Below are 12528 nucleotides of genomic sequence, written 5' to 3' on the forward strand. Positions count from 1 at the left end.
TATATCAAAATAGTTTGATATAGGGCGGAGTCGACCGAAGGGCGCCCTACGGATCAATCCACCTCGGGGTTTTCATTGCCCGCCGACGCTGTTTGCGCGAAAATGCCGGGCCTTGCAACTAGCCGGTGATTATCCGCTGGCCAGCCAATCTGTCAGCCTCACAGGAGTTACCCATGCCCAGCCGTCGTGATCGAGCCAATGCCATTCGTGCCCTCAGCATGGATGCAGTGCAGAAAGCCAATAGCGGCCACCCCGGTGCGCCCATGGGTATGGCTGACATAGCCGAAGTTCTGTGGCGTGACTATATGAAGCACAATCCGATCAATCCCCAGTGGGCGGATCGCGATCGATTTGTGCTGTCCAACGGCCATGGTTCGATGTTGATCTACTCTCTGCTGCACCTTACAGGCTATGACTTGCCGATCGACGAGCTGAAGAACTTCCGCAAGCTGCACAGCAAGACCCCGGGTCACCCCGAATATGGCTATACGCCCGGTGTGGAAACCACAACCGGGCCGCTGGGTCAGGGGCTGGCCAATGCGGTAGGTTTCGCACTGGCCGAGAAGATCATGGCTGCCCAGTTCAACCGCCCCGGACATGACGTGGTCGATCACCACACCTATGTTTTCATGGGTGATGGCTGCCTGATGGAAGGCATTTCCCATGAGGTCTGCTCGCTGGCCGGCACCCTGGGTTTGAACAAGTTGATCGGCTTTTATGACGACAACGGCATTTCCATCGACGGCGAAGTGCATGGCTGGTTTACCGACGACACACCCAAGCGCTTCGAGTCCTACGGCTGGCTGGTCATTCGCAACGTCAACGGTCACGACGCCGACGAGATCAAGACTGCGATCGAGACTGCACGCAAGAGCGACAAGCCGACCCTGATCTGCTGCAAGACCATCATTGGCTTCGGCTCGCCTAACAAGCAGGGCAAGGAAGAGTCCCACGGCGCTGCTCTGGGTGAAGACGAAATCGCACTGACGCGGGAAAAACTGGGCTGGAAACACGGTCCCTTCGAGGTTCCCGCGGACATCTATGCCGAGTGGGATGCCCGCCAGTCCGGCAGCCAGGCTGAGCAGCAGTGGGATCAGCGCTTCGCCGCCTACCAGTCGGAATTCCCGGAACTCGCCGCCGAATTCCTGCGCCGTATGGCCGGTGAGTTGCCGGAGGATTTCTCCGAGAAAGCCGCGGCATACATTCGTGATGTGGCAGACAAGGGTGAGTCGATCGCCAGCCGCAAGGCTAGTCAGAACAGCCTGAACGCCTTTGGTCCGTTGCTTCCCGAGTTGCTGGGCGGCTCTGCAGATCTGGCCGGCTCCAATCTGACGCTGTGGAAAGGTTGCAAGGGCGTCAGCAAGGAAGACGCAGCAGGCAACTACATGTATTACGGGGTGCGCGAATTTGGTATGAGCGCGATCATGAACGGTGTCGCACTGCACGGCGGCCTGATTCCCTACGGCGCTACCTTCCTGATGTTCATGGAATACGCGCGCAATGCGGTGCGCATGTCGGCGCTGATGAAGGTCCGGGTGCTCTATGTATTTACCCACGACTCGATCGGTCTGGGTGAAGACGGTCCGACGCACCAGCCGGTCGAGCAGCTAACCAGTCTGCGCACCACGCCAAACCTCGACACCTGGCGTCCGGCCGATACCGTCGAGGCGGCCGTGGCCTGGAAATGCTCGATCGAGCGCAAGGGTGGCCCAAGCGCCCTGATTTTTTCGCGTCAGAATCTGCCGCATCAATTACGTGACAATGAAACCGAGGCAGCAATCGCCCGCGGTGGTTATGTACTCAAGGCCTGCGAGGGTGAGCCGCAATTGATTCTGATTGCCACCGGTTCTGAAGTCGGCCTGGCCATGCAGGCCCATGCCAAGCTGACCGAGCAGGGTTATCGGGTACGTGTGGTTTCCATGCCCTGTACCAGCGTATTCGACCAGCAGGACGCCGAGTACCGTCAGGCGGTGTTGCCCCTGGAAGTAGGGGCACGTATCGCGATTGAAGCTGGTCACGCCGACTTCTGGTACAAGTATGTGGGTCTGGACGGTCGGGTCATCGGCATGAACAGCTTTGGTGAATCGGCTCCGGCTGCGGCCTTGTTCGAAGAGTTCGGCTTTACTGTAGACAATATTCTTGCCGCAGCCGATGAGCTGCTCGAGGAGTGATGCCACAGCGCGCGCCCTTTCGCATTGCTATCAACGGTTACGGCCGGATAGGGCGCTGCGTTCTGCGCGCGCTGCATGAGCGTGGGGGCGAGGGTATGCAGATCGTGGCACTCAATGATCTGGCCGATCACGCCAGTATCGAGTACCTGACCCGTTTCGATTCGACCCATGGCCGATTTCCGGGAGCGGTGTCGTTCGAGGGTCAGCACTTGCAGGTAGATAATCAGTCTATCCAGGTGTTACGCCAGTCCGAGCCTGAGGGTGTTGACTGGCGTGCACTGGATATCGACATGCTGCTGGAATGTTCCGGGCAGTATACGACCCGCGATCAAGCGCTGCGCTTTACCCATGCAGGCATTCCTCGCGTACTGTTCTCCCAGCCCATGGTCAACGCCGAAGCTGTTGACGCCACCATTGTGTTTGGGGTCAACCAGGATCAACTGGACGACAACGCGCGACTGGTTTCAAACGCATCCTGCACCACCAACTGCAGTGTGCCGGTTCTGAAGCTGCTCGATGAAGAGATAGGTCTGGATTTTGTGTCGATCACCACTATCCACTCGGCGATGAACGATCAGCCGGTCATTGACGCCTATCACCATGATGACCTGCGTCGCACTCGCTCTGCATTTCAGTCGATGATCCCGGTTTCCACCGGCCTAGCCCGTGGCATTGAACGACTATTGCCGGAACTGTCGGGCCGGATCCAGGCCAAAGCGATACGTGTGCCCACGGTCAATGTGTCGGCGCTGGACATCACGCTGCAAACTCGACGTGATACTTCTGCGGAGGAGATCAATCGTCTGCTCGAGGGCGCTGCCCGGGGCACCTATCGTGGGCTGCTTGACTATACCGAGCTGCCCCATGCCAGTTGCGACTTTAATCATGACCCCCACTCGGCGATTGTGGATGGGAGTCAGACGCGTGTTTCCGGTCCACGGATGGTTAACCTGTTGATTTGGTTCGACAACGAATGGGGCTTTGCCAACAGGATGATCGATGTGGCCGGCTACTGGCTGAGAAAGTGAATATTGTCTTTTAAATCAAGGAGTCGGTAATGAGCGTATTGACGATGGGCGAGCTGGATCTCAAAGGTCAGCGGGTGTTAATTCGCGAGGATCTCAATGTGCCGGTCAAGGATGGCAAAGTGCAAAGTGACGCGCGCATCCTGGCGGCACTACCAACAATCAGACAGGCTCTGGACAAGGGCGCTGCAGTGATGATCTGTTCACACCTGGGGCGTCCCGAGGAGGGTGTGTTCACTGAAGCCGACAGCCTGGCGCCGGTGGCGGCTTACCTATCCAAGGCCCTGAGCCGCGACGTACCGCTAGTCACCGATTATCTGGCTGGCGTCGAAGTAGAGCCGGGCCAGGTCGTTCTGCTCGAGAATGTGCGTTTCAACCGCGGCGAGAAGAAGAATGACGATGAGCTGGCGCAGCAATATGCTGCGCTATGCGATATTTTCGTCATGGATGCCTTTGGCACCGCGCACCGCGCCCAGGGGTCGACCCATGGCGTCGCCAAGTTTGCCCGCGTGGCCTGCGCAGGCCCGCTGCTTGCAGCCGAGCTGGACGCGCTGGGCAAGGCCCTTAAAGAGCCGGCCCGGCCGATGGCGGCGATCGTTGCCGGCTCCAAGGTCTCGACCAAGCTGGACGTGCTCAACGCCCTGTCGGAAAAATGTGATCAGTTGATTGTCGGTGGCGGTATCGCCAATACCTTTCTGGCTGCTGCCGGTTATCCGGTCGGTAAATCACTGCATGAGGCGGATCTTCTGGACACCGCCCGGGATATAGCAAAACGCGTCAGCGTGCCTTTGCCGACCGACGTGGTGGTGGCCAAGGCGTTCGCCGAGGATGCCGAGGCGACCGTCAAGCTGGTTGACGATGTGGCCGATGATGACATGATTCTCGATATTGGCCCGCAAACGGCCAGGCACTTCGCCGAACTACTGAAATCTGCCGGGACTATCCTCTGGAATGGCCCGGTGGGCGTATTCGAGTTCGATCAGTTTGGCGAAGGCACTCGTGCCCTGGCGTTGGCGATTGCCGAAAGCCCGGCCTTTTCCATTGCCGGCGGTGGAGACACCCTGGCAGCCATCGACAAATACGGCGTGGCCGACCGCATATCCTATATTTCTACCGGTGGCGGTGCCTTCCTGGAGTTTGTCGAGGGTAAGGTACTGCCTGCAGTTCAGGTACTCGAAGAAGCTGCCCGAAGCGCGACTGACTTTTAATCTAAAGACACCCGCAGCGCGGACTGTTCCCAGTCCAGCGCTGCTGACAACTTGCAGCCATCCGCGTGGTGCGGCAGGCTAATATTCAACATTTGCACGATTTAGTTCAGGAGAACATTCATGGCTCTTATCAGTATGCGCCAGATGCTGGATCACGCGGCCGAGTACGGCTATGGAGTGCCCGCTTTCAATATCAACAACCTCGAACAGATGCGCGCAATCATGGAAGCGGCCGACAAGACCGATTCACCGGTCATTGTCCAGGCTTCAGCCGGTGCCCGCAAATACGCTGGTGCGCCGTTTCTGCGTCACCTGATTCTGGCGGCTATCGAAGAATTCCCGCACATCCCTGTTGTGATGCACCAGGACCATGGCACCACGCCGGCAATCTGTCAGCGCTCCATTCAGCTGGGTTTTTCCTCAGTGATGATGGACGGCTCGCTGTGTGAGCTGGGCAAGAATCCGACTGACTATGATTACAACGTCGATGTGACGCGCCGTACGGTCGAAATGGCTCACGCCTGTGGGGTATCAGTGGAAGGCGAACTCGGTTGTCTGGGTAGCCTGGAGACGGGGCAGGCTGGTGAGGAGGATGGCATTGGCGCGACCGGTATTCTGGATCACAGCCAGATGCTGACCGACCCGGAAGAGGCGGCTGATTTCGTCAAGCGCACTCACGTTGACGCGTTGGCTATTGCGATCGGTACCAGTCATGGTGCCTACAAGTTCACCAAGCCGCCCACCGGTGACACCCTGGCAATCGACCAGATCAAGGCGATCCACGCGCGCATTCCCGATACTCATCTGGTCATGCACGGCTCTTCTTCGGTCCCACAGGAGTGGCTGGCGATCATCAATCAGTATGGTGGCGACATCAAGGAAACCTACGGGGTTCCGGTCGAGGAAATCGTTGAAGGTATCAAGCATGGTGTGCGCAAGGTGAACATCGATACTGACCTTCGGTTGGCGTCCACTGGTGCAATGCGTCGACATATGGCTCAGAATCCGAGCGAATTCGATCCACGCAAATTCTTTGCAGAAACCGTCAAGGCCATGCGTGATGTATGCATCGCCCGCTATGAGGCGTTTGGCGCCGCAGGCAATGCATCGAAGATCAAACCAGTGAGCCTGGAGGTCATGTATCAACGTTATGCGACCGGTGAGCTGGATCCGAAGATCAACTAAATCCGTCTACTGGGTAGTGTCTGCTGCAAGGAGTAACCATGCGAGCCCCTGAAGAAGAGCCAGATGAAATTTTTGCCCGGGAGCGCCTGGTTGAGGCGGTTGAGAATCAGCTTGCAGCCGACCAGCCACCCTCTGCTCAGGCTACCCTTAACAAGCTCACGCTGGTGGGTTATGCGCGAGAGGAGAGCATTGAGCTGATGGCCAGCGTACTGGCCCACAGTATCGGAGTCATGCTCGATAACGACGCACCCTTTGACATGTCTGCTTACGAGCAGGCTTTGCGTAACCTGCCCGAGCTGCCTGAAACTACTGATTAACAACAGAGCGGCGCCGGGCCTGCACAACAAGAACAGGAACACGATCGATGTTATTGACGATCTTGCGGGTAGTTTTTTTCTTTTTCGTTAGTGTGTTGGTGGCTACCGCTCTGGGGACTATCGCACAAACCCAGATCAACCTTTGGGAGCTCCAGCAGCTGGGGGTTTCGATACCCTGGTCGGAGCGATTGACAGTCACCTTGCGCGACCTAGGTGGCTTCACGCCCTTTTTTGGTGCGATGGTAGCAGCGGCCTTTATTGTGGCGTTACCAGCGGCCCATGGCCTCGGAAAGATCTTCAAACCCTGGCGCTGGCTATTGTTTTTTCTCGCTGGCGGGGTGGGCATATGGGTGGCGTGCCTGGTTGCCAACTACGTCCTGCCGATGCCGACTTTTATCGCGGCCACGCGTGAAACTCCGGGCCTGCTGATCGTCGCGGCATCGGTAGGTGTTGGTAGCTGGCTGTTCGGAAGGTTCACTCGTCCACCGGCCCGACGCGGTTTGCGCGTTCTGGGTTGACACCTTCCATGGGAGATTTGAGCATGAAGAGCAAGAGCATGTTATTGACTGCGACCGTGGCGATGGCTTTTGCCGGCGCTGCACAGGCAGTCGACTACCAGATTGAAACCGTAGCCGAGGGGCTTGAGTTTCCCTGGTCCCTGGCATTCCTACCCGATGGCGGGATGTTGGTGACCGAACGGCCCGGCCGTCTGCGGCATATCAATGCCCAGGGAGAATTGCAGGACGCAGCAATCGAGGGTGTTCCCGAAGCTTTTGTCAGTGGCCAGGCTGGGCTGTTTGAAGTCGCATTGGACCCCGATTATGCGAACAACAAGCGCATCTTCCTCAGTTATGCCTGCGGCACTCTTGAAGCCAACCATACGTGTCTGAGCAGTGCCACCTTCTCCGAGGCTGGTCTGCAGGACGTGGATGAGATTTTCCGTGTACAGCCTGCCAAGACGGGCAGCGCCCACTACGGCGGGCGCGTGGCTTTTTTGCCGGACAACACCCTGCTGCTGACCCTGGGCGATGGTTTTGATTATCGCGAAGAAGCGCAAAAAACGAGCAGTCACATAGGTTCGATCGTACGCTTGAACCGTGACGGCTCGGTGCCCGAAGATAACCCCTTTGCAGGTGGGGGTGATGCGTTGCCGGAGCTCTACAGCATCGGCCATCGCAATGTGCAGGCGATTGTATATGATGCGCAGAATGATCGAGTCCTTGCCCATGAGCATGGCCCGCGCGGCGGCGACGAGCTGAATCTGATCGAGCCAGGCAATAATTATGGCTGGCCCAAGATTACTTTTGGTGTGGATTACAACGGTTCCACCATCAGCCCCTATACCTCTTTGCCGGGGCTCGAGCAGCCGATGTTGCAATGGACACCCTCGATTGCTCCATCGGGTATGACACTCTATCGAGGCGAGCAATTTCCTGCCTGGAAGGATAGCCTGATGATCTCGACGCTGGCAGCGCGGAACGTCCGCAGAGTCGAGTTGGACGGTAATGAAGTGATGGCTCAGGAGACACTGTTCGATGAATTGGGCAGCCGCTTCCGTGACGTTCGTACCGGCCCGGACGGCGCGCTGTATCTACTTACTGACGCCGCGGCTGGCCAGGTTCTGCGTGTCGTTCCGGGGGCTGTTTCGGCGCAGTGATTCAGATGTACAGTGGCTCCTTACATCGGTTGTTCAGGCAACCGGTTCGGAGTTGTGAAAACTGACGCCGCCCCGGCCGCTGGTTTTGCGTGAATAACGGGCCGAGTCGGCCTGCCTCAGCAGCAGCGGCAGATCCAGGTCTGCGGCGTGGGACAGAGTAACACCGATGTTGATCCCTACAGAGATGCTCTGATCTTCCAGTTCAATGCTGGGCGCCAGGGCATCAAGCAATCTCTCTGCAATTATCTGTGCCTGTTGTGAATCTGCGACGTCATCGGCTACCAGAACAAACTCGTCACCCCCGAGGCGCGCGACAAAATCAGTCTCCCGGGCAGTGCTGGACAACCGCTGCGCAATGACACAGAGAATCTTGTCTTCGGTATCATCCCCCAACTGATCATGCAGCTGTCTGAATCCATCGAGGTCTACAAGCATGACCGCAAGGGGGGCCGGTCGTCGTCTGCTACGGCGTAGTGCATGGTTGATATGCCGATCGAGCGCAGCGCGGTTGGGTATGCCCGTGAGGGGGTCTTCCAGAGCGGCATTCTGTAGCTTCAGGTTAGCTTCATTGCGCTGGCGCGTAGCTTCCTGTAACTGCTGTTGCGTCTGTTCTTGGGCGTTGGTCAAGCGCTTGATCTGAACGTCTCCCGCATCCAGCTGGGCTCTGTTCTGTGAGTGTGTTCGCCAGGCTAGCGCCATCGAAATGACCAGCATGCTCGCGGCGCTGCAACTCTGGATAGCCAGATCGGCAAGTAGATAGGTCGGTACGAGGCCGGTTGCTCTGAGAGCAAACAGACCAATGCCGGAAGCGATCAGTACTGCGCCCAGCAGGAAAGGTCTGGCTGAGGGTAGCCGCAAGCGAACGGCACGCACAAGACAGATAGCGGCAAAGACAGTGCTTGTAATCGCCAGCCAGGGTATCGCACGGCTGACCCAGCTCGCGGAGACAAACAGGCTTGCCAGGGCCAGTACCACACTGATGATAGCCAACACATCAAAGAGTACGCGCCAGGTGCTCGCCTGTGTCCTGTCGAGGAAAAGGTTGCGCAATAGCAGCAAGGCACAGCCATTTGCAGCGGTCAGGCCAAAAGGCAGCAGCCGGGTACCCCATTCGCCGGCTTCGGGCCACAGATACCGGGCCCCAAGTCCGGAAAAAGCCACTACGCCAAGCGCGAACAAGACCAGGTGTGAGCCATACAGAAGGTAGTTCTGATCGCGCAACACTCCAGCTACCAGCAGATGGTAAAGACCCAGGCCCAGCAGTAGTCCACAGTAGAGTGCAACCATTGCTGTGCTGCTGACGCTATGACTGGCGAAGGCTGAGCGTGACCAGAGCTGACTTGTCACACCGAGACTGCCCGCTGATTCAGCTCGGAGATACAGAGTGGCCTGTTCTCCGGGTGCCATCTGGAGCATGAATACTGCATTGCGGTGCGGAAAGTCGCGTTCGGATAAGGGCACTCCCAGGCCGCTTATTCGTTCAGGTTGGCCCTCGCGGTAAAGGGTCACCCTGCTCAGGGAGGAATAGGGGAAATACAGATGCCAGAGGGTCTCTTGCTGCGCAACGGACTGCACATTGATCTTCATCCAGAGGGCGTCGGAGCTGTAACCGAAATGCATATTGCTGTAGTTGGATGCAGCAGTCCATGCCCCTGCGCCGGAAAGAATTTGCTCGAATGTTGTCTGCGCATCGGTGCGTCTGAGCTCTAGCCAGGGCTGCAGATCCAGGGTTTGTTCGCTACCTTGAAGCTGCAGAACACGCGATTCGGGTTGCGCAACGGTCCAGCACGCCCAGCTCAGGAGAAGCAGGCTGCAGAGTGCGAAGACCAAGCGCCCGGTGATGCATCGACTCCTTTGTCGCAGGGCCCTCATGCCTTGATTTTCTCGGGCGGGGAGGCGGTATGCAAGACAACACCGTGTCGGCCGCTTCGTTTGCGTTGGTACATGGCCTGGTCTGCCTGGCGCATCAGAGTCTCTATATCGGGCTCGACCCCGTTGCTCAGGCTGATGCCCACGCTTGCGCCAACGCTGACACTGACGCCCTCCAGCTCCAGCGGCATACTCATGACATCGAGTAGTCGTTGCCCCTGTTGCAGGGCGTCTTCCTGATCGGCGATTCCTTCACTGATCAGGATGAACTCATCGCCACCAAGCCGGGCCACCAGGTCGGTCTGCCTGGCGCAGCCGGAAAGACGCGAAGCGATACCAACCAGCACCTGGTCTCCTACATCGTGGCCCAGCTCGTCGTTTATCGCCTTGAAGCCGTCAAGGTCAATCAGTACCAACGCAAGTAATTCGCCTCGCCGGGCTGTGCGTTGCATCGCCTGGGGCAAATGGCGGCCAAGGGCGCTGCGGTTGCCCAGTCCGGTCAGAGGGTCCTGCATGGCCAGCAGCTCCAGCCGCTTGTTGGCCTCTGCCAGCGCTTCGGTGCGTTCCGCTACGCGCAGTGCCAGAATACGCTCCTGGTGGACCAGGGACTGGACTACCTGTTTCTGGGCCGATAGCGCCTGCAATTGAGCCTGCTCCTTGAGACGCTTGAGCTCGTTGAAGCGTGCAGCCAGACCGAGGGAAAGGAGAAGCATCTCCACAGCCGAACCGATCTGCATCGCATTGACGGTAACAAAGTTGGAGGGTATCAGGCCGAAATTGCGCAGCCCCAGCAACATGCCGCCTACCAGCAGCATCAGCCAGGCGATTACAAATATGCGTGCACCCGGTATGCCCTTGACGACGCAGATCATGCCGGCGGTGAAAAGTACCAGGGTGGTCAGCAGCCCGGTGACCGACATCAATTGCAAAGCGGGCTGAATGGGGATGATCAGTGTGGTCAGCGTCGCCAGCATCGCCATCCATGCAAATATGGCCAGGAACGAATCCAGTAGTGGTGTTCGCCGAGCGGTATCCAGGAATGACCGGGCGAAGAGCACACCCACCGCGGCGGATAGACTGAGGCTGAAAGGCAGGATGCGGTTGCCATGCTCGCCAAGGTTGGGCCAGATGAACTGGGCCCCTAGTCCGTTGATTGCAGCAACTCCGGCACCGAAGGCAACTACGAAGCAGACATACAGCACGAAGGAGCGCTCACGCAAGACGGCAAACAACAGCAGGTTGTAAATGGCCAGCGCCAGCAACATGCCGAAGTAGGTCGCCAGGATGGCATAGCTTGCCTGGCTGTTTTCATAGAAGTGCTCCGCTTGCCACAACTGGGCATCCAGCGTCAGACTACCCTCTGAATGTGCGGCGACGAATAGCGTGCGGCTTTCACCGGGCTCCAGATACAGCTTGAAGATTGGATTGCGATGCTTCATGTCCCGCTGCTGGTATGGCAGCGTGTCACCCTGATGCTGGATGACGGTACCGTCTGCCCCTACGTTATACAGGGTAACCCTGTCCAGAGACGGGTAACGCATTTCGAGAATCCAGTCGGTACGGCGGTCGGCCGTGGACGTCACGGTCGCCTTCAACCAGAGACGGTCGCGGGTGTAGCTGAAATTAAGACCTTCTCGTTGGGAAGCAGGTTGAAACAGGGAGGGTTGCTCCATTACCTGGTCAGGTAGAAGCTGGCGTTCCTGGTCACGGAAGTAGCTTACATGGGGCTGCAGATCAGAAATTACCCGAGTCGCATTATCGACTATCAGGGGCGCTGAGGCCTGAGCGGTGGTGCCTGTGAGCAGGAATAGCCAGATCAACGCGAAACAACGCATTGCTGAGCCGCGCAGGCCCCTGGAGGGTCGAACGTGCGTTAAAAGGACCATATGCGAAGTGTGACCTGAATCCCTGGTGTTTCATCATCGGTGGCCGGCTTGTTCTGCCTGACGGGTTGATACCTTGATCGGTATCGGCTGTGATTTGAATGGCTTTATCCAGCCACGACTATAGGTCTGTGCTGGTGCTGGCGTCAAATTCTGCAGTTGACCGTTGAGCCTGCTGACGGAAGCCCCGTGGCGTGACTCCCAGCCAGCGGCGGAAGGTTCGACTGAAATTGGTTGGATCCAGATAGCCCAGGCGCTCTGCCACATTCTCGATACTCAGGCTGGTCTGTGAGAGAAGCCAGCAGGCCAGGTCACAACGCACATCGTCGAGCAAGGTCTGATAGCGAACACCCTCGTCGCTTAGGTGACGAATAAGCGTGCGCGGGGCCATATGCTCCTGGGCGGCCATTTGCTCCAGGGTCGGATATTGACTGTCGCAACTCAGTAAGCGTTTTTTTATACGTTCGCTCAGGGAACCACCGCGGACCAAGCGTTGAAGCTGGTTTTCGCAGTCACGCAGAGCCAGTCTGTGGGCTTCAGGATCTGCCGCCAGACAGGGGCTTTCCAGGTAGCCGGCCGGCATCTCGAGCCGTAACTGATCGCTACCGAACCTGACTGTCCCGGCTACCTGACGATAGGCAGCAGACCAGTCTGTCTCGGCCATGGGCCAGTGCAGGATCAGATCCTGATACACGGGTAGTCCGGTGGCAGTTTCGAGCAGGCGCAGAACGCCGGTAGTGAAGTGCCCCAGCAGGTACTCGCGCAGCTCCGGCAGAATCAGGCGCTCGTCGAGGACCAGCATCGTTGTGTGCTCCGGGTCGATTCTGAAGGCGGCGATGTTCTGGCGCAAACTGGAGTACCGATTGATAACCCCCACAGCCGCCCGGACGTTGCTGGTCAGAATGCTGGCGTAGCCGGCTGCGCCATGGGCGGAGACGTCGGTGTGCCGGCCCACTTCGATACCCAACCACGGACATTGACTGAGCGAGAGCGCATGCAGCACCAGGCGATGCATCTGGTCGAAGCTCAGAAAGTGATTGTCGTGGTGCAGGTTGTTCCAGTCGAGACGGGTTCCTTCCAGAATGCGGCTGTCGGAGAACCCGCGACGCCGCAGCTCGGCACAGATAAGACGGGCATATACGGGATGAATCGAGGGGCTGAGCCAGAGCTGCTGGTTGAACATGGGCCGGACCGAAGAAAGGATCAGTTGTCA

At 58.0% G+C, this 12528-nt stretch carries 10 protein-coding genes; 7 read left to right on the forward strand and 3 right to left on the reverse strand.

Annotation, left to right across the window (positions count from 1 at the left end):
• Nucleotides 1-173 precede the first annotated feature (173 nt).
• From tkt to FZF01_RS09530, 7 genes are all read left to right on the forward strand, one after another.
• Nucleotides 174-2171 (forward strand): transketolase, encoded by a 1998-nt coding sequence (tkt, locus tag FZF01_RS09500; RefSeq protein WP_150277931.1) that lies wholly within the window; start codon nt 174-176, stop codon nt 2169-2171.
• Nucleotides 2171-3199 carry an erythrose-4-phosphate dehydrogenase gene (gene epd / locus FZF01_RS09505; protein WP_150277932.1) on the forward strand — a complete coding sequence of 343 codons (1029 nt, stop codon included), beginning with the start codon at nt 2171-2173 and terminating at the stop codon, nt 3197-3199. The genes tkt and epd overlap by 1 nt, the downstream gene beginning before the upstream one ends.
• A gap of 29 nt (nt 3200-3228) precedes the next feature.
• Complete coding sequence (locus FZF01_RS09510; protein ID WP_150277933.1) at nt 3229-4404, forward strand: phosphoglycerate kinase; 1176 nt, start codon at nt 3229-3231, stop codon at nt 4402-4404.
• Between the two features lie 120 nt (nt 4405-4524).
• A complete protein-coding gene (gene fba / locus FZF01_RS09515; protein WP_150277934.1) occupies nt 4525-5589 on the forward strand; it encodes a class II fructose-bisphosphate aldolase in 1065 nt (354 codons plus the stop codon).
• Nucleotides 5590-5627: 38 nt separating this feature from the next.
• Entirely contained in the window at nt 5628-5906 is a 279-nt protein-coding gene (locus tag FZF01_RS09520; protein WP_150277935.1) for a hypothetical protein, read from the forward strand.
• A 47-nt stretch (nt 5907-5953) separates the two neighbouring features.
• The gene (locus FZF01_RS09525; RefSeq protein WP_150277936.1) at nt 5954-6424 is read left to right on the forward strand and encodes a hypothetical protein; all 471 of its coding nucleotides are present in this window, start codon (nt 5954-5956) and stop codon (nt 6422-6424) included.
• 23 nt (nt 6425-6447) lie between these two features.
• Nucleotides 6448-7563: a PQQ-dependent sugar dehydrogenase gene (locus FZF01_RS09530; protein ID WP_308420832.1), complete on the forward strand. Its 1116-nt coding sequence runs from the start codon at nt 6448-6450 to the stop codon at nt 7561-7563.
• A 33-nt stretch (nt 7564-7596) separates the two neighbouring features.
• Here FZF01_RS09530 and FZF01_RS09535 read toward each other — a convergent pair whose 3' ends face one another.
• From FZF01_RS09535 to FZF01_RS09545, 3 genes are all read right to left on the reverse strand, one after another.
• Nucleotides 7597-9393 (reverse strand): diguanylate cyclase, encoded by a 1797-nt coding sequence (locus tag FZF01_RS09535; RefSeq protein ID WP_188434463.1) that lies wholly within the window; start codon nt 9391-9393, stop codon nt 7597-7599.
• A 38-nt stretch (nt 9394-9431) separates the two neighbouring features.
• Complete coding sequence (locus tag FZF01_RS09540; RefSeq protein WP_188434462.1) at nt 9432-11267, reverse strand: diguanylate cyclase; 1836 nt, start codon at nt 11265-11267, stop codon at nt 9432-9434.
• A gap of 169 nt (nt 11268-11436) precedes the next feature.
• Nucleotides 11437-12498, reverse strand: a complete 1062-nt coding sequence (locus FZF01_RS09545; protein WP_150277940.1) for a helix-turn-helix transcriptional regulator — start codon at nt 12496-12498, stop codon at nt 11437-11439.
• Nucleotides 12499-12528 lie beyond the last annotated feature (30 nt).

The organism is Halopseudomonas salina, assembly GCF_008641105.1.